The organism is Terrabacter sp. AAH1 (assembly GCF_054456855.1).
This window is the reverse complement of sequence record NZ_JBTJJV010000005.1, coordinates 11,241-30,607: the sequence shown is the minus strand read 5'-3', so window position 1 is coordinate 30,607 and position 19,367 is coordinate 11,241. Positions and strand designations below refer to the sequence as shown.

Below are 19,367 nucleotides of genomic sequence, written 5' to 3'. Positions count from 1 at the left end.
CGTCAGACAGACGCGCCGAGACTTCCGCTGTCACAGGCAACACAGGCTCTCCCGGAACTCCCGAGTCGGCCATCGTGCGCTGCCGTCATGAGGTAGACAGGAGGACCAAACGGAGAGGAGCGGACCATCACGTCACGAGAGCAGCCGGCAGCGGCGGAGGGCTCGTCCGCCCGGCTTCCGCTGAGCCGGGAACGCATCGTCGAGACCGCCATCGGCCTGATCGACACGGAGGGCGTGAGCGCGCTGACGATGCGGCGGCTGGGCGCTGCCCTCGACGTCGAGGCCATGGCCCTCTACCGCTACGTCAACGGCCGGGAGGACCTTCTCGAGGCCGTCGTCGACGCGCTCGTGAACTCCATCGAGATCCCGACCACCGCGCACCTGCAGCCGGTGGACGGCTGGCAGGCGTTCCTGCAGGTGCTCGCCCACAACGTGAGGCGGGTGGCCATCGAGCACCCGGCCGCGTTCCCGCTGATCGCGACGCGCCACCCGGCTGCCCCCTGGCTGCGGCCACCCCTTCGCAGCCTGCGCATGGTCGAGGCGTTCCTCACCGGGCTCGAAGCCCGTGGGTTCTCCGAGCAGCAGGCCGTCGGCGCCTACCGTTCCTTCACCAGCTTCCTGCTCGGGCACCTTCTCCTGGAGGCAGCCGTGCAAGGAGCCCCTATGGCACCCGTGGAGGAGCCCCTCGACGAAGGCGACGCGGACCTGCCCAACCGCGACGCCGAGCTCGATGTGAGCGAGTTCCCCACGGTTGCGCGGCTACGCGCGCCGCTGGCCGAGGACCACACCGACGAAGAGTTCGAGACCGCCCTCGAGCACCTCCTCGTTCGCCTCGACCTCGAGAACGCCCAGTAGCTCCGCCCCGCCTGAACATCCCGCGGGCGCGCCGACGACGACCCGCCGGCATCGGAACGCGTCCGTTCGGGGTAAGGCCAGGACGAGGCCTGAGACGAAGCGCCCTGCCGAGGCGGGCACGTCGAGGCTTCACCATCGAGGACGATCGCGAAGGGACGGACCATGCGCGTCTTGATCACCGGGGCCGGCGGCACGCTGGGCACCTCGCTGGCCCCCGCTCTGGCGGAGGAAGGGCACGAGCCGGTCCTGCAGGACGTGCGCCAGCTCGAGACGCCATACGAGTTCATCCAGGGCGACGTCCGCTCGATCGACGACGTGACCCTCGCCGCGCGTGGCGCGGAGATGATCGTCCACACGGCGGCCATCCACGGCATCCACCTGGCAGACCACACGACCCGCGAGTTCTACGACCTCAACCTCACCGGCACGCTGAACGTCTGGGAGGCCGCCGCTGCCTCCGGCACCTGCCGGGGCGTTGTCTTCAGCAGCACCATGGGTGTGTACGGCGACCACCGCGGCGGCCGGGCGGGCGCGGTGTCGCTGCACGAAGACCTGCCGCTGCGGCCAGGCGACATCTACGGCTGGACCAAGCTGGCCGGGGAGGAGCTGTGCCGGCTCTACGGCCGTAGGTACGGCATACCGAGTGTGGCGCTGCGCTTCGGCATGTTCGTGCCCGACCCCTTCTTCAGGCACGGGATCAGGCTGCTCTACGGAGGGGTCGACACCCGCGACGTCGTCCGTGCGGTGTTGGCATCCTTGAACGCCTTGGCCACCGGCACGAAGACCTGCGGCGCCTTCAACGTGCATTCACTGCTGCCCTTCCGACCGGCCGATGGGGAACGGCTGGTGAGCGACCCCATGTCGGTCGTCGACGCGTACCACCCCCGGGCCCGGGAGCTGCTCGGCGAGCGCGGTGTGGAGTCGCTGGCGCCCGTGACGGCGTGGTATCCGATGGACCGAGCGCGCGACGAGCTGGGCTTCGAGCCGAGGCACAGCTTCGACGCATGGCTGGAGGAGCTGCGGCTGCGACCGGAGGAGCGGGCCGCGAGCAGCCCACCGTGGCCCTGAACGGCAGGGAGCGTGCCCTCGAGCTGGGGGTGACCCTCATCGACACGGCCGACGTATACGGCGACGGTCACAGCGAGGAGCTCGTCGCGAAGGTGATCACGGGTCGCCGGAGCGACGTGGTCGTCGCGACCAAGGGCGGCCTCATGGGCCACCATCGCGACCCCGCCGGCGCACCGGTCTACGACCGCCCCGAGAAGGTATGCCGTGCCCTCGAGGACAGCCTGCGCCGCCTGGGCACCGATTACGTGGACGTCTACTACGACCACATCTGGTGGGACCGGCCCGAGGAGAGGGAGGCCTTCGTGGAGGCGCTTGCCCGCCTCAAGGCCGACGGGAAGGTCCGTGCGGCCGGGCTGTCGACGGACGACATCGACTACATCAGGCATCTCAACAGCAACGGCGGCCTGGACGTGGTGCAGGTGGAGTACAGCGTGCTCAACCGGCGAGCGGAGCACGAGATCCTGCCCTACCTCGCCGAGCACGGCATCGGCGCGGTGCTGCGTGGCCCCCTGCAGAAGGGATTGCTCACCGGCAAGTTCACGGCCGACACCACGTTTCCCGAGGGCGACGTGCGAGCCGACTGGCCCGAGCAGGACTGGTACCGACGCGACCTCGCACGGGTGGGCAGCCTTCGCCGGCTCGAACGCGACGACATGACACTGGGGCAGCTCGCGCTGCGCTTCGTCCTGGACCACCCGGCAGTCTCGTCCGCCATCCCCGGCGGCAAGACACCGGAGCAGGTGGCCGCAAACGCCGCGGCCTCCGCGATCCCGCCCCTCACCGATGCTGAGCGGCAGCTCATCGACGACATCGCGCCGGCCGCACTGCCCTAGTCAGGGCTCAGGCCGGCCGGGGCTCCGGTCCCCGCCCTCATCACCCGCCGAAACCGTAGGTCAGAGGCCTGAGAGTGGATGAGTCGGCCGATACGCCGGGTTCTGTTCCGCGCCTCCGTTACCAGGGACGCAGCGACGGCCATCCATCTGGGCCGGCCATTGCTGGCCGGCTCTAGCGTCCTACCCGCGCACTCGACCGGGCCGGCCTCCTCGGCGCCCGAGGGCACCGTGCGTACGCTGTCTGGACTTGCTCCGGGTGGGGTTTACCGAGCCGCTCCAGTCACCTGGAGCGCTGGTGGTCTCTTACACCACCGTTTCACCCTTACCGGCTGCCGAAGCGGCCGGCGGTCTGTTCTCTGTGGCACTGTCCCGCGGGTCACCCCGGGTGGCTGTTGGCCACCACCCTGCCCTGTGGAGCCCGGACGTTCCTCGGCAGGGCCGAAGCCCTGACGCGACCGCCTGGCCGACTCATCCGCGGACCAGCATAGGGGCCGTATGCCGCAGGCTCCCAACGCGCACCGGCGCGGCCCACGGACCAGCCCGTCCGGAAGCGCCCGGGAGTCTCAGACCATTCGCCGGAACGCGAGGAGGGCGACGTCGTCGTGACGGTCCGGGTCGGTGACGGCCTCGGCGAGGTCGTGCAGCACCTCGTCGAGGTCGGTGTCGTCGTCGACGCGTCCGAGCATCTCCTCGGCGGCAGCCTGCAACCGTCCGAGGCCCGCGTCGATGCTCTCCCCGCGCCGCTCGACGAGCCCGTCCGTGTAGAGCAGCAGGAGGTCGCCGACCGCGAACGGCACGCGAGCGGCAGGCCGCTGCACGATGCCGATGCCGTGGACCGGCGACCCCTCCTCGACGACGTAGCGGCTGACCCCGTTCTGCAGCAGCAGGGGCGGGGGGTGCCCGGCGACGACGGTCGACAGCTTGTCGTGGGCCGGGTCGAAGAGGGCGTATGCCGCCGACGCCATGGGGGTGGGTGGCTGGTGGGTCATCAGCCGGTCGATCGCCGATGCGAGAGCTGGCGGCTCAGGGTCCTGGGTCACGAGCACCCTCGTCGCGGAACGCATTCGCGATCCGGCGACGGAGGCGTCGACTCCTCGGCCCATCACGTCACCGACGAAGGCGATGACCTTGCCGTCGGCGAGCGTGCTCACGTCGAAGTAGTCGCCGCCGACGTCGGTGCGCCCGGCCTGTCGGTAGACCATCCCGACCTGCCAGCCGGGCACCTCGGGGAGGTCGTGGGGCAGCAGCGTCGCCTGGAGCACCGATGCCACGCGGCGCGTCTGGGAGTAGAGGTCGGCGTTGTCGATGGCGATTCCCGCACGGCGGGCTAGGTCCTCGGCGAAGGCCACGTCGTCGGCCGTGTAGCGGCGGCCCGACTCGGCCGCGACGAAGGTGAGGACGCCGATCACCCGGTCGTGGGTCCTCAGTGGGACGGACATCGCGCTCAGCAGGCCCAGCTCACGGGCAACGCGCAGGTGCTCGTCGTCGCGGGCCGCGGCCACGAGCATCTCGTCGGTGATCTCCTCGACGAGCAGGCTCCTGCCGGTTCGCGCGACCTCGCCCGCTCCGCCGGGTTGGTTCGGGTCGGGCGGCCAGCGGGTCTCCAGTTCCTTGGCCATCTGCACCTTCGCCGGGTCGACGTGGGCCACGGCGAGGGTGCGCAGCACGCCATCGTCCAGCATCTGCACCGAGCACCAGTCTGCGTGCGTGGGCACCGCGAGCGAGGCGACCTGCCGCAGGGTCTGCCGGTAGTCGAGCGACTCGGCCAAAGCCTGCGACGCATGTGCGAGGAACTCGAGGCGGGCCGCGCGGTCGGCGCTCTCGGCCTCGGCCCGCAGCCGGAGCATCGTCTGCGCGCACATGTCCGTGAGGAACTGCAGCACGGAGAGCTCGTCCGCGTCCAGATGACCTCGTTGGCCGTCGAACCGGAAGCCGACCGCGCCGACCGCCTCGCCGGTGGTCGGCGACATCAGGGGCAGGGCCACGGTGAACCGCTCGGCGGCGTCCTCGAGGTCGGGGTAGCGCTCGAGCAGCTCGGCAACGGTCGTGATCACCACCGGCTCCCGGGTGCGGACGGCATCGGTGAGCGGCGTCGGGACCCGGGTGTCGAACGAGGACCACTGCTGGACCAGGTGGGGGCTGAGCCCGTGCGTGCCGATGGTGCGTAGGCGGTGACGACCCTCCCGCACCACGAGCACGGCACGCGAGGCGCCCATCACGGCGGACGCCCGCTGCGTGATGGTCTCGGTGAGGTCGTCCAGGGTGACGGCGCTGGCGAGATCGGCGGCCATCCGCCCCAGCTCCACGAGCCGGGTCGCGACGGTCGAGGACGCGTCGCCGCCGTCCCACGCCGTCGTGTTCATGGCGTCATCCTGACACCACAGGGGCCTTGACGTCCCACAGATGTCCCATGAGTGGCACGATGGCAACGTGGGCGGGCCGACGATCACCGGCGAGGGCGGGCTCAGCCGTGTCGAGTTCGGCCCGGAGGACCTGCGTCTCGTGCGTGAGACCGTCCGCAGGGTCGCCGAGCAGCATCTGCCCGAACGGGCCGGGGACGCCATGCTCGCAGTGCACGAGCTGGCGGTGAACAGCATCATCCACGGTGGCGGTCACGGCGTGCTGCGCATCGACCGCACCGCCGACTCGCTCGTCTTCACGGTCGAGGACTCCGACGGCACGTCGTCGAAGCCTCGGGTCAGCGAACCCACCGGCCAGGCCACGAGCGGACGTGGCCTGCTCATCGCGCAGCGTCTCAGCGACCGTCTGACGATCGAGGCACCGCCCGGCCGCACCCGCGTGCGACTCCACCTGACCCTGCAGCCCGTCGCCGCCGGACACGTCTGACGGCCGACGGGTCTCACGCGTCGGCCCTCCGCGCGTGCCGCCTCAGGCGAGCGCCGCTCCTCCGTTGGGCGAGACTCCGGTGGGCGAGACTCCGTTGGGCGAGACCTCGCCGAGCTCGGTGCTGATGTCGAGCACCTGGCCGAGGTTCATCAGCTCCATCAGGCGCAGGGTCACGCCGGCGCAGACGAGCCGCAGGTGCCCGCCCGCATCGCTCACACGGTGGTAGAGCCCGATGAGCGCACCGAGACCGGACGAGTCGAGGAAGGTCACCTCCCGGAGGTCGACGACAACCTCGGACCCCGTCGTGGCCCTCAGCCCGTCGAACACCCTCCGGGCGTCCGGGACGGTGTAGGTGTCGAGCTCTCCCGTCACGTGGGCCACGACCACGTCGCCCCTGTCGTCGACCGTCACGTCCACCGGCTCCCCCTCCTCGCACGACCGTCACCGCCCACGTTAGGCCTCGCAGCCCCTGCGGCATAGGGCAATCACGTATGCCGCATGCGGCCGAGCGGAGTGTGAGGCACGTCACGCCTTGTGCGCGGTCGTCAACGAACGCACCGGCTCGTTCGTCATCACTGGGAGACGACGACGTCGCACGCAGACGAACGCAACCCCTCCAGGAACATGACGCCACCGCTGACCGCACCTCTGCCCGACCTCCCGATCCGACCCACCGGCAGTCTCGACGCCGAACCTGACGCCGTTGACGCAGCCGACCGCGCGACAGCCACGGCGCGCCCCTCGTCGCTGCACGCCGCCCACACAGCCAAGCGCGCCGACATCGCCGACACCGCCGACGGTGCCGAGCCCAGGTCCAAGCTCTTCGACCTCTCGCTGACCCAGCTGCTGGGCGGGTCGATGGCAGCGGCCACCGCCGCCGCGCTCGGGTCCCGCCTCGGCGTCGTGGGGACCATCGCGGGGGCCGCCGTCCTCAGCGTCGTGTCCGCGATCGCCGGCAGTCTCTACACGACCTCGATGTCTCGGGCCCGGGACGTCGTGCTCCTGGTGCGCGCGCGGCGCGACGTCGCGGCTGTACGCCCGGCTCTGGCGCTCCCGACCCAGACCCGCCGACCGTGGTCGCGACCCGATCGTGCGACCCGGCGGCGGACCCTCGCGATGGCCGGAGCAGTCTTCGCGCTGGCGGCCGCCTTCCTCGCCGGGCTGCAGCTCGCGACGGGGGCCCCTGTCACGGGGACCGATCTCGGCGGTCGCACGGCCGCCGGCGCGGTGGTCGACGGCTCGGCGGAACCGGCCACCGGGACCGCGGGCGATGCGAAGGCAGGCGACGGTGCTGGGGCGCCGGACGGTGCTGGCACCGCGGCGGACAGCCCGACCGCCGCCGGGCCGGGCAGCGGCTCCGACGCCGCCTCCGGCGCCGGTTCCTCGGCTACCGGCACCCCGACGACTGCCGCGGGCGGTACGCCCTCCGTCGCGACCACGGCCGACCCGGGCGGCCCGGCCGCGCAGACGCCCGCGGCCACGCCGCCGGCGACGCCCGCGGCGGGTGGCTCCACGCCAGGCTCCCCCGGCGCGACCGGGTCCGCGGGTGCGACCGGGTCCGCGGGCGCGACCTCGGCCTCAGCGACCGCCGGGCCCTGAAAACCGGGCCCCGAATAAACCAAGCCGTGAGAGCCACGTCCTGAGAGCCGGGCCCCGAGAGCCGCGCCCAGGGAGCGGAAGGCGGCCCTTCAGGCGATCGAGAGCGTGATGGTCCCGGAGGCGATGTCAACGGCGTCGACCCGCACCGTGACGGACTCACCGGCCTTGGCCGAGCCGGCGGCACGGGCCACGACCGCGTGGTCGACCAGCTGCACGACGACACCCTTGTCGTTCTCGTCGACGACGACCCCGGCGAGCGTCTGGCCGACGAACGGCTGCAGCTCGGCCGCCTCGACGGCATCGGTGCAGGCGCGCTCGACGGCGTTGGTGCGCCGGTCGGAGGTCGCCATGAGCTCGGGCAGTGTCGGTAGGGCTTCACGCACCCAGGCGGGCACCTCGTGCCCCGCCGACAGCGCCTCGCACACGACGAGGCCGAAGCGGTCGACCAGTCGCCGCAGCGGAGCCGTGACGTGCGCATACGGGTTGGCGACGGCGGCGTGCATCGGCTGCTCGGGCACCGCGCCGTCGAACGGCGTGTAGCCGGCGCCGCGGAAGAGCGTCGTCGCCTCGTGGATGAGCGCCAGGTGCCTGGGGTCGGTGCGGTCGAGCGTGCGGAGGAACTCGCCGTACGCCATACCGTCGGGCCACGGCACCCCTGCCGCGGCTGCCTGCCGGTGGAAGCGCTTGAGGTCGCGCGGGTCGGGCGGGGGCATCGTGCGCAGGATGCCGACCTTGCCCTTGAGCATGAGGTCGGCGGCGCCCATGCCGGTGAGCAGCGAGATCTGGGCGTTCCAGTCCTCGGCGAGCAGGACCGGCCGGAAGGAGATGTGGAACGAGCCGTCCTGGCCCTCCTCCACCTCCTGCTCCGGCATCGGCAGGCTGGCTCCGCCCCGTTGGCGCTCGAGGGCGATCCGCTTCTCGCCCACCTCCTTGAGCAGCATGAGGCAGTCCTCGGCGGTGCCCGCGTCGATCTCCTTCTGGACCTGCTCGTAGTCGTAGCGGCGCACGCTCCGGACCATGGCGCGCGACACCTCCACCGCGGTGCCCTCGCCGTCCGCGGCGAGCCTGATGTCCCAGACGAACGCCGGGCGCACCTGGTCGGGCAGCAGGCTCGCGGCCCCCTCGCTCAGCTCGGTCGGGTGCAGCTGCACGCGCCTGTCGGGGCAGTAGACGGTCTGGCCGCGCCGACGCGTCTCGCCGTCGACGGCTCCGCCGGCCCGCACGAACGCGGGCACGTCGGCGATGGCGTAGCGCACCCGGTAGCCGTCGCCGTCACGCTCGATCGACATGGCCTGGTCGAGGTCCAGGGATGACGGCGGGTCGATCGTGATGAACGCCACCGCCGTCTCGTCGCGGTCCGGCAGGTCCGCCTCCGCTGCGGCCGACCTCGCCTCGGCGAGCACCTCGGGAGGGAACTCCTCGGGGACCTCGAGCTCTCGGCGCACGGCCTCGAAGCGGTCTGCGAGCTGCCGGGCCACGTCGCCGGGCTGCGTCGCCGGGCGGAAGACGATGTGTCGCTGCGCCATGGCGCCACCCTACGCACCCAACGCGTACGCAATCCGCGCGTCGCTGGACGTTTTGGGACTTTGGACCCCGGCTTCCCTAGGCTGACCCCCGTGCTCATCCTGCTCCCGCCGTCCGAGGGCAAGACCAGGCCCCGGCGGGGGTCCTCGCTCGATCTCGGCTCGTTGTCCTTCCCGCAGCTCACCCCGCTGCGCGAGGCGGTCGTCGACACCGTCGTGAAGCTGAGCGGTGAGCCCGACGCCGCGAACCTGCTCGACCTCAACCCCAACCTCGTGGACGACATCGCCGGCAACACACGGCTGCACAGCGCCCCCACGGCCACCGCCTCGCGGGTCTACTCCGGCGTGCTCTACCACGCCCTCGACGTGGACTCGCTCGACCCGGCCTCCAAGCGCCGGGCGAACCGCTGGATCGTCGTCGTGTCCGCCCTCTTCGGAGCGCTGCGCCTCGGCGACCGCGTGCCCGCCTACCGAGTCAACATCTGCAGCACCCTCCCCGAGGTCGGCCACCTCTCCCAGGAGTGGCGCCGTGAGCTGCCGGCCGCGCTCGACGCCGCGGTGAAGCCGCGTGAGCTCATCGTCGACTGCCGGTCCAGCACGTATGCCGCCGTGTGGCGTCCCCGTGACGAGCGGGCCGACCGGTGGGTTCAGGTCACCGTGCCCGGCGCCTCACACATGGCGAAGCACACGCGCGGCCTGGTGACCCGAGAGCTGGTGCAGGCCGAGGCTCCGCGCACCCCCGAGGCCCTGGCCGAGCGCCTGTCCGAGCGCTTCGAGGTGGCGCTGACGCCTCCGCCGCGCCCCGGCAAGCCGTGGCAGCTGGCCACCACCCCGAAGTCCTGACGTGCTGCTCGACCTCGCCCAGCTCGTCGAGCGCGTGGCACCGATCCTCGTCTTCCTCGTCGCCATCACCCTCGTCGCCGAGATCTGCGACCTGGCCGGTCTCTTCGACGTCGCGGCGCACTACGCCGCGCGGCTCGCGAAGGGCCACGTCCTCGTGCTCTGGCTCCTCGTCGTGGTGCTGGCCGTGCTGTCCACGACCGTTCTCAGCCTCGACACGACGGCCGTCCTGCTGACACCGGTCGCCATCACCGTGGCGCGGCAGGTCGGCGCCCCTCCCCTGCCCTTTGCGATGACGACCCTGTGGCTCGCCAACACGGCCTCGCTGCTGCTGCCGGTCTCCAACCTGACGAACCTGCTCGCGCTGCACCCGTTCGCGGCGCTCGACGTCCGCACGCTCGGCTACATCAAGCTCATGGCCGTACCGGCAGTGACGGCCGCCCTCGCGACCGTGGTCGTGCTCTGGCTGCTGCACCGGCGCGACCTGCGCGGCTCCTACGCGACTCCCCCGCTGGCCGAGCCGCACGACCGCGTGCTCACCCAGGTGACCGGCGTCGCCTGCGGCCTCCTCGCGGTCGCGTTCGTCGCGGGCGTGCAGCCCGCCCTGGCCTCGGTGCCGGCCGCGGGTGTGTTGGTCGCGGCAACCTACTGGCGCGCCCCCGAGCTGCTCCGGCGCATCCGCATGCCGTGGCTGACCGTCGTCGGCGTCTGCGTGCTCTTCCTCGTCGTCGACGCCGCTCTGAGGTTCGGGCTCGAGGCGTGGCTGCGCACCGTCGTCGGCACGGGCACGACCGTCGGCGACCTCCTGCGCGTGAGCGGCCTGGGCGCGCTGACGGCCAACGGCATCAACAACCTCCCGGCGTACCTCGCGCTAGAGCCGACCGTGGCCGACTCGCCCACCCGGCTGGCCGCCCTGCTCGTCGGCGTCAACACGGGTCCGATCGTGACGATGTGGGGGTCCGTGGCGACCCTGCTCTGGGCGCAGCGCTGCCGCTCGGCCGGGCTCGAGGTGTCCGCCCGCCGCATCGCCGGCACCGGCCTGCTGTGCGCGGTCGTGGTCGTGGTGGCGACGACCCTCACCCTCACCGCGACCGCCTGACCCCAGCCAACGGCATACGCCCCCGTCTCGCCGTCGAGCGCGCGGTTCCCGACGCACGGACGCGCGGTGGGTCGGTTCAACCGAGGGCGCGGCGCAGGTCGTCGACGAGGTCGCGGACGTCCTCGAGCCCGACCGAGACACGCAGCACGCCGTCGGTGATGCCCACGGCGGCACGAGCCTCCGGCGTGAGACGGCGGTGCGTCGTCGTGGCCGGGTGCGTGATGAGCGACTTCGAGTCGCCGAGGTTGTTCGAGATGTCGATGACCTGGAGGGCGTTCATGAGCGCGAACGCCTCGTCCTTGCCGCCGTCGAGCTCGAACGTCACGACGGTGCCACCGGCGAGCATCTGCCGCTTCGCGAGGTCGTGCTGCGGGTGCGACTCGAGGAACGGGTGCACGACGCGCGTCACCTTCGGGTGCGACTCGAGGAAGCGAGCCACCTCGAGGGCCGAGTCGGCCATCCGCCCGACGCGCAGCGACATCGTCTCGAGCCCCTTGACGAGCACCCACGCGTTGAAGGGCGACATGGACGGACCCGTGTGGCGCATGAGGTTCTGCACCGGGCCGTCGATGAACTCCTTCGGCCCCAGCACCGCCCCGCCGAGCGTGCGTCCCTGGCCGTCGATGTGTTTCGTCGCGGAGTAGACGATGATGTCGGCCCCGAAGTCGAGGGGCTTGGAGAAGACCGGCGTTCCGAAGACGTTGTCGACGACGACCTTGGCGCCGGCGGCGTGGGCCAGGTCGGTGACGGCGGCGATGTCGACGAGCTCCTGCATGGGGTTGCTCGGCGTCTCGAAGAAGACGGCTGTCGTCGGCTCGGAGAGGGCCTCTCGCCACTGGTCGAGGTCGGCCCCGTCGACGAAGACGGTCTCGACGCCCCAGCGGGGCAGGATCTCGTCGAGGATGACGAAGCACGAGCCGAAGAGCGCACGCGAGGACACGACGCGGTCACCCTTGCCGAGCAGCGCGGCCAGGGCGACGAAGACCGCCGACATGCCGGAGCCGGTCGCGAAGCAGGCCTCGGCGCCCTCGATCTGGCGCAGCCGCTCCTCGAACATCGTGACCGTCGGGTTGCCGTAGCGGGAGTAGACGAACCGTTCGACGTCGCCCTTGAACGCCGCCTCGGCGTCCTCGGCCGTGTCGTAGACGAAGCCCGACGTGAGGTAGAGCGCCTCGGACGTCTCCTCGAAACCGCTGCGGGACAGTCCTCCTCGCACCGCCAGGGTGTCGGGGCGCCAGCTCTGCTCCACGTCGTCGCTCATCCCTGCACCCACGGCAGGCCCGCGACCTTCCAGCCCGAGACGGTGCGGTGGCGCTGGGCGTCGTGCGGACCCTCGAAGCCGTCGAGCACGTTGCGCGACTCGGACCAGCCCGCCGCGGTTGCGGCCTCGGCGGCGCTGACGGAGCGCACGCCGGAGCGGCAGAGGAAGTAGAGCGACTGCTCCTTGCCGATGCCGGCCGCCTCGAGCGCGCCGACGAAGCCGTCGTTGACGCGGCCGTCGGGGAACGACTGCCACTCGACGAGCACGACCTCCTTGCCGATCGGGCCGAGGTCGGGCAGGCCGACGTACGACCACTCCGCCCTCGTGCGCACGTCGACGAGCACCGCGCCGGGCTCGTCGCGCAGGGCCGCCCAGGCCTGCTCGGGGGTCACGTCACCGGCATAGCTCATGCAGCGACTATAAAACCGCGTCCGTCAGGCGAGATGGTCGGTCCGATTGGTGAAAGCGACCGAGGCCGAGCCGTCCTCCCAGACCTCCACGGCGGTCAGGCTGCCCGGCGCGGTGGCCAGGGCCCAGAAGCGCTCGACGGGCGTGCCGAGCACGTCGGCGAGCACCGACAGCACTCCGCGCCGGCTCGTCACGGCCACCGCCGTGCCGCCCGTGGCCACGAGGCTCCGGTATGCCGTCACGACCGTCGCGTCGCCACCCTCGCCGGGTGCCCGCCCCGACCAGTCGCCGGTCGTCGTGGCCCCGGTGCCGACGGCCGCCGCGACCGCGTTCGCGACCCGCACCGACTGCTCGTCGTCGGCTCCGAAGACTGCCGCCCCTGCGCCGACCAGGCGACGCGCCGCATCGGTGATCGCCGCCGTCGGGCCGTCGTCATGAGGCGTCTGCACGAGCAGCAGACGCAGTGGGCGCGTGGGCGTCGACGGTGCCTCTGTCGCCGAGCCGGGTTCCCCCGCAGCCGCGTCCGTCTCCTCGCCCGCGTCGCCCACGAGCACGCGGTGCACCCGCTTGCCGTCCATCGCCACGTTGCTCAGGGCGTCGGCGTCCTTGTTCCTCTCCCGAGGGATCCACTCGAAGTCGACGCTGCCGCCGCTGTCGGAGATCCGCGCGCAGAGGTCGCGCGCCTCCAGGGCCAGCCGGCGCATGTCCTCGTGCTTGATCTTCCAGCGGCCCGACATCTGCTCGACGACGAGCTTGGAGTCCATCCTCACCCGCACCTCGGCGCCGGCATCGATGTCGAGCACCGCCCGCAGCCCGGCGATGAGCCCCGAGTACTCGGCGACGTTGTTGCTCTGCTTGCCGAGCGGTTCGGCGAGCTCGACGAGGACGGCGCCCGTGGCCGGGTCGCGCACGAGCGCGCCGTAGCCGGCGACCCCGGGGTTGCCGCGTGAGCCGCCGTCCGCCTCGACGACGAGCCGGCGGCCCACCGCGCGAGACCCTGCGCTCACGGTCGGCTCACGGTCGGCTCACAGGCCGGACTCGCCCGTGCGGATCATGATGCGGCGGCACTCCTCGCACCGCACGACCTCGTCCTGGGGGGCGCGCCTGATGCGGTCGAGGTCGACGTTGCCGAGCTCGAGCCGACAGCCGCCGCAGCGACGGTGGCGCAGCTCGGCCGCGGCCAGGCCCCCGCTCACGGCGCGGATCTTCTCGTAGAGGGCAGCGAGGTCGTCACCGACGCCGGCGACGATGTTCGCCCGTCCGGAGCCCACCTGGACCGCCTCGGCGTCGAGCTTCTCGATGGCGGCGTCGCGCTCGGTCTCGAGCGTCTCGACCCTCTGCACGAGCTCGGTGTGGCGTGCCTCCAGCTCGGCGACCTTGGCCGTGAGCGTCTCGGAGCGCTCCATCACCTCGATCTCGACGTCCTCGAGCTCGGACTGGCGTCGCGCGAGCGAGGCCAGCTCGTGCTGCAGCGCCTGCAGGTCCTTCGCACTGCCCTGCCCGGCGTCGAGCCGCGCCTGGTTGCGCGCCGCGCGGTCGCGCACGAGCTGGACGTCCTGGTCGGACTTCGTCAGCTCGCGCTGCACGTCGCCGGCAGCCGTGCGCGCGTTGACGATCTCCGTCTCGAGCGCGGACAGCTCACGCCGCGCCGCCTCGACCGCAGGTGTCTGCGGCAGGTTGGCCTTGGCGTGGGCGATCTGGTCCAGGCGCGTGTCGATGGCCTGCAGGTCGAGCAGGCGCCACTGACGGGACGGGTCGGCTTTCAGGACACACCTCCGGGTTCGGTGGCCGCCCGGTCCTCCCGGGCGGCGTTCGCACCGACGACGAAGGTCCATGGCTCGGTGCGGATCGCTGAGACTCTGGTCTCGACCCTAGTCGCTCCGGCGGCGTGCTCCAGCGCGGCGAGCAGCCGGTCGCGCCCGTCGGCGAGCCAGAGGGACTCGGTGGCCCAGTGCCCGGCGTCGACGAGGAACGGGCGACCGCCGCGCGCCTCCTCACGTGCCTCGAGGACAGGGTGGTGGCGCAGGTCGGCGGTCACGTAGACGTCGGCGCCGCACGCCCGCACGTCGTCGAAGCGGTCGTCGCCCGAGCCACCCATGACAGCGACGACGGACACCTCGGCGGACGGGTCGCCGCTCACCCGTATGCCGCCCGCGGTCGCCGGCAGCGCCTCTGTCAACGACTCCGCGAACCGCACCAGGCTGGTCGGCGCGGGCAGCAGGCCGACGCGGCCGATCGCGTGGTCCCCCTCGCGCGACAGCGGTCGCTGGTCGGTGAGCCCGAGCGCATCGGCCAGCACGCCGGACACGCCGGGGTCGGCGACGTCCGCGTTGGTGTGACCCACCCAGAGGGCGACGCCGGACCGGACGAGCGCCGTCACGGAGGCGCCCTTGGCACTGGTGGTCGCGACCGAGTGCACCCCGCGCAGCAGCAGCGGGTGGTGCGTCACGAGCAGGTCCGCGCCCCAGGCACTCGCCTCGTCGATGACCGCGAGCGTCGGGTCGAGCGCGAAGAGGATGCGGCGTACGGGCTGGTCCGGGTCACCGGCGACCAGACCGACGCGGTCCCAGTCGGCCGCGTGCTCGAGCGGGTAGAGGGACTCCAGCGCCGCGACGACGTCGCGCAGCCGAAGGTCTCCCCTGGGTTCGGGGGCTGGGTCGTCCACGTGGGCCCGGCCGGGCTCGAACCGACGACACCCGCGGTGTAAACGCGGTGCTCTACCAACTGAGCTACAGGCCCTCACGCACCGGCAGGTGACAGGTTGGCGTCACCGGCGGGCGGCGGTCAGCCTACGGCATCCGGTGCGCTCGCGCGGAGCGCCGCGAGCGCCTGCCGGTAGGCCGTGAAGTCACGGCCGTGACCGATGGCGCGCGCCTCGCTCCAGACGATGTGCCCGCTGCGGTCGATGAGGAAGGTCCCGCGCCGCGCGAAGCCGTCCTCCTCGTCGAAGACGCCGTAGCGGCGAGCCACCTCCCCGTGCGGCCAGAAGTCCGACAGCAGCGGGAAGAAGTGTCCCTCGGCATCGGCCCACGCCCGCAGGGTGTACATCGAGTCGCAAGAGATCGCGAAGACCTGGATGTCGTCGTCCTGGAAGTCCTCGAGTCCGTCGCGGATCTCGCGCAGCTCGCCGCGGCAGATGCCCGAGAAGGCTGCCGGGTAGAAGACGACGACGGCGTTCTTGAGGTCACGGACGGCGGACAGGCTGACGTCGACGCCGTACTGGTCGACGAGCGTGAAGTCGGGGGCGAGCTCGCCGACACCCAGTGGGGCGGCCGCGTGGACCGACTCGGTCGGGTGCGCGTTCATCATGTCCGCCAGTGTGACACCCGACGGGCGCCCGACCGAAAAGCCGCCCGAAACGCCGTCAGCGCCTCGGACCCTTCGGCGGCATGAGCCGGGTGGCGGCCCACTCCTTGGCGACGTTGACCTGGCCACCCGTGACGAGACCGGCCGTCGACGCGGCCTCCTCGACGTCGCTCGCGTCGACGTGGCCGGGGCGCCCGGCCTTCGGCGTGAGCAGCACGATGAAACCCTGGTCGAAGAGCTTGGTCAGGCCGTCGACCATGAGGTCGACGAGGTCCTCGTCGCCGTCGCGGTACCAGAGCAGCACCCCGTCCGCGCCGTCGTTGAAGTCCTCGTCCTCGAGCTCGCTGCCGATGACGTCCTCGATCGAGAACCGCAGCTGGTCGTCGACGTCATCGTCATGGCCGAACTCCTGGATGATCTGCCCGTTGGCAAATCCGAGCTTGCTGAAGGACGCCGCTCCCGCGGTCTCGCTCACTGTCACCGGTCCTCTCGGTCGTGGCCGACGGGCCCTGGTGGTGTCGTCGGTCGCATCTGTCATACCCGTGACACCACCGTCGTGACGTCACGTCCACGGCATCCAGTGCACTGGTTCCGACGCTACCGCGCAAGCCCGGCCCCGCGTCGGCACAACGCCCAGTCGGACTCCGTCGGCGTGCCGCTCGCGCGCCAACCGGTGAGCCACCCGGGTTCCCGTCGCGACCCGACCGGCCCCCACGGCATACCACTGCAGAGGCGTCCGTGGGAAGGAGCGAAGCGTCCCATCGCTGGACCCGAGTGTGACGGTCACCACGGATTGGTAGAGGATGGGCGAAGCAGCGGCGTGGCCGACCGGTCACGCGCGCGGCGGACGCGACGAGAAAGGACCCACGACGTGGCATCCGAGGCCGGCCCGATCCTCAACGGCATCCCCAGTCAGCTCCCGGACATCGACCCGGACGAGACGCAGGAGTGGATCGACTCCCTCGACGCCGTCCTCGACGAGAAGGGCCGCACCCGGGCGCGCTACATCATGCTCAAGCTCATCGAGCGGGCGCGCCAGCAGCAGGTCGGCGTGCCTTCGCTGACGGCGACCGACTACATCAACACCATCCCGCCGGAGCGCGAGGCCTGGTTCCCCGGCGACGAGGACGTCGAGCGCGAGATGCGCCGCTACATCCGCTGGAACGCCGCGGTCATGGTGCACCGCGCCCAGCGCCCCGGCATCGGCGTCGGCGGCCACATCTCCACCTACGCGAGCGCCGCGACGCTCTACGAGGTGGGGATGAACCACTTCTTCCGCGGCAAGGACCACGAGGGCGGCGGCGACCAGATCTACTTCCAGGGCCACGCCTCCCCCGGCATGTACGCCCGCAGCTTCCTCGAGGGCCACCTCACCGAAGCCGACCTCGACGGCTTCCGCCAGGAGAAGAGCCACCTCGTCGACGGCGCGGTCAAGGCCGTGCCGTCCTACCCGCACCCGCGGCTGCTCCCCGACTACTGGGAGTTCCCGACCGTGTCCATGGGCATCGGCCCGATGAACGCGATCTACCAGGCGCAGTTCAACAAGTACCTCCACAACCGCGGCATCAAGGACACCAGCCAGCAGGACGTCTGGGCCTTCCTCGGCGACGGCGAGATGGACGAGCCCGAGTCGCGCGGCCTGCTGCAGCTCGCGGCCAACGAGGAGCTCGACAACCTCAACTTCGTCATCAACTGCAACCTGCAGCGGCTCGACGGCCCGGTGCGCGGCAACGGCAAGATCATCCAGGAGCTCGAGGCGTTCTTCCGCGGTGCGGGCTGGAACGTCATCAAGGTCGTCTGGGGCCGTGGCTGGGACCCGCTCCTGGCCGGCGACCGCGATGGCGCGCTCGTGCACCTCATGAACTCCACGAGCGACGGCGACTACCAGACCTTCCGCGCCAACGACGGCAAGTACGTGCGCGACCACTTCTTCGGCCGCGACCCGCGCACCGCGAAGATGGTCGAGAGCTGGACCGACGACCAGGTCTGGTGGGACCTCAAGCGCGGCGGGCACGACTACCGCAAGGTCTACGCGGCCTACAAGGCGGCCCGCGAGCACACCGGGCAGCCGACCGTCATCCTCGCGAAGACGATCAAGGGCTACAGCCTGGGCTCGCACTTCGCCGGCCGCAACGCCACGCACCAGATGAAGAAGATGACGCTGGACGACCTCAAGGCCTTCCGCGACAGCCTCCGCATCCCGATCACCGACGAGCAGCTCGAGGCGAACCCCTACCAGCCGCCGTACTACCACCCGGGCGCCGACAGCGAGGTCATCAAGTACTCCATCGACCGCCGCACCAAGCTCGGCGGCACGCTGCCGAGCCGGCGGGTCGCGTACGAGCCGGTCAAGCTGCCGGGCGACGAGGCGTACGCCCAGGTGAAGAAGGGGTCGGGCAAGCAGGAGGTCGCCACGACGATGGCGTTCGTCCGCCTGCTCAAGGACCTCCTGCGCGACAAGGAGTTCGGCAAGCGCATCGTGCCGATCATCCCCGACGAGGCGCGCACGTTCGGCATGGACGCGTTCTTCCCGACGATCAAGATCTACAACCCGAACGGGCAGAACTACACGCCGGTCGACGCCGAGCTCATGCTGGCCTACCGCGAGAACGAGCAGGGCCAGATCCTGCACCTCGGCATCAACGAGGCCGGGTCGCTCGCCGCGTTCACGGCCGCGGGCACGTCGTACGCGACGCACGGGCAGCCGATGATCCCGATCTACGTCTTCTACTCGATGTTCGGCTTCCAGCGCACGGGCGACTCGATCTGGGCGGCCGCCGACCAGATGAGCCGTGGCTTCCTCATCGGCGCCACGGCCGGTCGCACGACGCTGACCGGCGAGGGCCTGCAGCACGCCGACGGCCACAGCCCGCTCCTCGCGTCGACCAACCCGGCTGTCGTGCACTACGACCCGGCGTACGCGTACGAGATCGCCCACATCATGCAGGCCGGCCTCGACCGGATGTACGGCGAGGGCCACACGACCGACGAGTCGAACGTCATCTACTACCTCACCGTCTACAACGAGCCGATCCAGCAGCCGGCCGAGCCCGAGAACGTCGACGTCGAGGGCATCCTCAAGGGCATGTACAAGCTCAAGGCCGCGAACACCGAGGGCTGGACCCACGAGGCCCCGCGCGCACAGCTGCTCGGGTCGGGCGTCGGCCTGCCGTGGGCGCTCGAGGCCCAGCAGCTGCTCGCCGACGACTGGGGCGTGGCCGCCGACGTGTGGTCGGTGACGTCGTGGAACGAGCTGCGCCGTGACGGCCTCGCCGCCGACGAGCAGGAGTTCCTGCGTCCCGACGGCGAGAAGCGCGTGCCGTGGGTCACCCAGTGCCTCGAGGGCACCGAGGGCCCGGTGGTCGGCGTCTCCGACTACATGCGCGCCGTGCAGGACCAGATCCGCGAGTGGGTCCCCGGCACGTACGCGACGCTCGGCGCCGACGGCTTCGGCTTCTCCGACACCCGTCCCGCCGCCCGCCGCTTCTTCCACATCGACGGGCCGTCGGTCGCGGTGCGCACGCTGCAGCTGCTGGCCCGCGAAGGCAAGGTGCCGGCCGACGTTCCCGCCAAGGCCGCCGCGAAGTACCGCCTCGACGACGTCACCGCCGGCACGTCCGGCAACGCCGGCGGCGAGAGCTGACCCGCTGACGTATGCCGTGTGGCCCGGTTCCCGTGTGGGGCCGGGCCACACGCGTACGCGGGACGGATCCCACCGACCCCGGTCG

At 71.5% G+C, this 19,367-nt stretch carries 18 protein-coding genes, 1 tRNA gene and 1 other RNA gene; 8 read left to right on the top strand and 12 right to left on the bottom strand.

Annotated features, from left to right (window positions below):
* Nucleotides 1-126: 126 nt before the first annotated feature.
* The 3 genes from ACXR8F_RS09945 to ACXR8F_RS09935 all read left to right on the top strand — a co-directional run bounded on the left by ACXR8F_RS09945 (nt 127) and on the right by ACXR8F_RS09935 (nt 2,756).
* Entirely contained in the window at nt 127-855 is a 729-nt protein-coding gene (locus ACXR8F_RS09945) for a TetR/AcrR family transcriptional regulator (RefSeq protein ID WP_458800482.1), read from the top strand.
* A gap of 162 nt (nt 856-1,017) precedes the next feature.
* Nucleotides 1,018-1,923, top strand: coding sequence for an NAD-dependent epimerase/dehydratase family protein (locus tag ACXR8F_RS09940; RefSeq protein WP_458800090.1), 906 nt, complete (start codon nt 1,018-1,020; stop codon nt 1,921-1,923).
* Entirely contained in the window at nt 1,914-2,756 is an 843-nt protein-coding gene (locus ACXR8F_RS09935; RefSeq protein ID WP_458800088.1) for an aldo/keto reductase, read from the top strand. Before ACXR8F_RS09940 ends, ACXR8F_RS09935 begins: the two co-directional genes overlap by 10 nt.
* Before the next feature lie 75 nt (nt 2,757-2,831).
* Here ACXR8F_RS09935 and rnpB read toward each other — a convergent pair.
* An RNA gene (rnpB, locus tag ACXR8F_RS09930) (RNase P RNA component class A) lies at nt 2,832-3,227 on the bottom strand.
* A gap of 92 nt (nt 3,228-3,319) precedes the next feature.
* Complete coding sequence (locus ACXR8F_RS09925) at nt 3,320-5,119, bottom strand: SpoIIE family protein phosphatase (RefSeq protein WP_458800087.1); 1,800 nt, start codon at nt 5,117-5,119, stop codon at nt 3,320-3,322.
* Nucleotides 5,120-5,186: 67 nt separating this feature from the next.
* On the opposite strand from ACXR8F_RS09925, the gene ACXR8F_RS09920 reads away from it, so the two are divergent.
* The gene (locus tag ACXR8F_RS09920; RefSeq protein WP_052677006.1) at nt 5,187-5,603 is read left to right on the top strand and encodes an ATP-binding protein; all 417 of its coding nucleotides are present in this window, start codon (nt 5,187-5,189) and stop codon (nt 5,601-5,603) included.
* A gap of 42 nt (nt 5,604-5,645) precedes the next feature.
* Here the strand turns inward: ACXR8F_RS09920 and ACXR8F_RS09915 are convergent, their stop codons facing one another.
* The gene (locus ACXR8F_RS09915; RefSeq protein WP_458800085.1) at nt 5,646-6,020 is read right to left on the bottom strand and encodes an STAS domain-containing protein; all 375 of its coding nucleotides are present in this window, start codon (nt 6,018-6,020) and stop codon (nt 5,646-5,648) included.
* 207 nt (nt 6,021-6,227) lie between these two features.
* On the opposite strand from ACXR8F_RS09915, the gene ACXR8F_RS09910 reads away from it, so the two are divergent.
* Nucleotides 6,228-7,202, top strand: coding sequence for a hypothetical protein (locus ACXR8F_RS09910; protein WP_458800083.1), 975 nt, complete (start codon nt 6,228-6,230; stop codon nt 7,200-7,202).
* An 89-nt stretch (nt 7,203-7,291) separates the two neighbouring features.
* Here ACXR8F_RS09910 and ACXR8F_RS09905 read toward each other — a convergent pair whose 3' ends face one another.
* Nucleotides 7,292-8,728, bottom strand: a complete 1,437-nt coding sequence (locus ACXR8F_RS09905; RefSeq protein ID WP_458800081.1) for an RNB domain-containing ribonuclease — start codon at nt 8,726-8,728, stop codon at nt 7,292-7,294.
* A gap of 90 nt (nt 8,729-8,818) precedes the next feature.
* Between ACXR8F_RS09905 and ACXR8F_RS09900 the strand changes: the two genes are divergently transcribed.
* Together ACXR8F_RS09900 and ACXR8F_RS09895 are read left to right on the top strand one after the other, a co-directional pair.
* The gene (locus tag ACXR8F_RS09900) at nt 8,819-9,568 is read left to right on the top strand and encodes a YaaA family protein (RefSeq protein WP_045193264.1); all 750 of its coding nucleotides are present in this window, start codon (nt 8,819-8,821) and stop codon (nt 9,566-9,568) included.
* Nucleotide 9,569: 1 nt separating this feature from the next.
* Nucleotides 9,570-10,664 carry an ArsB/NhaD family transporter gene (locus ACXR8F_RS09895; RefSeq protein ID WP_458800079.1) on the top strand — a complete coding sequence of 365 codons (1,095 nt, stop codon included), beginning with the start codon at nt 9,570-9,572 and terminating at the stop codon, nt 10,662-10,664.
* A 76-nt stretch (nt 10,665-10,740) separates the two neighbouring features.
* Here ACXR8F_RS09895 and ACXR8F_RS09890 read toward each other — a convergent pair whose 3' ends face one another.
* From ACXR8F_RS09890 to ACXR8F_RS09855, 8 genes are all read right to left on the bottom strand, one after another.
* On the bottom strand, nt 10,741-11,925 hold the full coding sequence (locus ACXR8F_RS09890; protein WP_458800077.1) for an O-succinylhomoserine sulfhydrylase: 1,185 nt from the start codon (nt 11,923-11,925) through the stop codon (nt 10,741-10,743).
* The gene (locus ACXR8F_RS09885) at nt 11,922-12,335 is read right to left on the bottom strand and encodes a rhodanese-like domain-containing protein (protein ID WP_458800075.1); all 414 of its coding nucleotides are present in this window, start codon (nt 12,333-12,335) and stop codon (nt 11,922-11,924) included. The genes ACXR8F_RS09890 and ACXR8F_RS09885 overlap by 4 nt, the downstream gene beginning before the upstream one ends.
* Before the next feature lie 24 nt (nt 12,336-12,359).
* Nucleotides 12,360-13,340: a reverse transcriptase-like protein gene (locus tag ACXR8F_RS09880; protein WP_458800073.1), complete on the bottom strand. Its 981-nt coding sequence runs from the start codon at nt 13,338-13,340 to the stop codon at nt 12,360-12,362.
* Nucleotides 13,341-13,358: 18 nt separating this feature from the next.
* Nucleotides 13,359-14,168, bottom strand: a complete 810-nt coding sequence (locus ACXR8F_RS09875) for a zinc ribbon domain-containing protein (RefSeq protein ID WP_458800071.1) — start codon at nt 14,166-14,168, stop codon at nt 13,359-13,361.
* Nucleotides 14,096-14,998 carry a Nif3-like dinuclear metal center hexameric protein gene (locus ACXR8F_RS09870; RefSeq protein ID WP_458800069.1) on the bottom strand — a complete coding sequence of 301 codons (903 nt, stop codon included), beginning with the start codon at nt 14,996-14,998 and terminating at the stop codon, nt 14,096-14,098. Before ACXR8F_RS09870 ends, ACXR8F_RS09875 begins: the two co-directional genes overlap by 73 nt.
* A 1-nt stretch (nt 14,999) precedes the next feature.
* Nucleotides 15,000-15,072, bottom strand: a tRNA-Val gene (locus tag ACXR8F_RS09865).
* Between the two features lie 45 nt (nt 15,073-15,117).
* Nucleotides 15,118-15,642: a peroxiredoxin gene (locus ACXR8F_RS09860; RefSeq protein WP_458800067.1), complete on the bottom strand. Its 525-nt coding sequence runs from the start codon at nt 15,640-15,642 to the stop codon at nt 15,118-15,120.
* A gap of 55 nt (nt 15,643-15,697) precedes the next feature.
* A complete protein-coding gene (locus tag ACXR8F_RS09855; RefSeq protein ID WP_045193258.1) occupies nt 15,698-16,114 on the bottom strand; it encodes a DUF3052 domain-containing protein in 417 nt (138 codons plus the stop codon).
* Nucleotides 16,115-16,510: 396 nt separating this feature from the next.
* On the opposite strand from ACXR8F_RS09855, the gene aceE reads away from it, so the two are divergent.
* Entirely contained in the window at nt 16,511-19,282 is a 2,772-nt protein-coding gene (gene aceE / locus ACXR8F_RS09850) for a pyruvate dehydrogenase (acetyl-transferring), homodimeric type (RefSeq protein WP_458800064.1), read from the top strand.
* Nucleotides 19,283-19,367 lie beyond the last annotated feature (85 nt).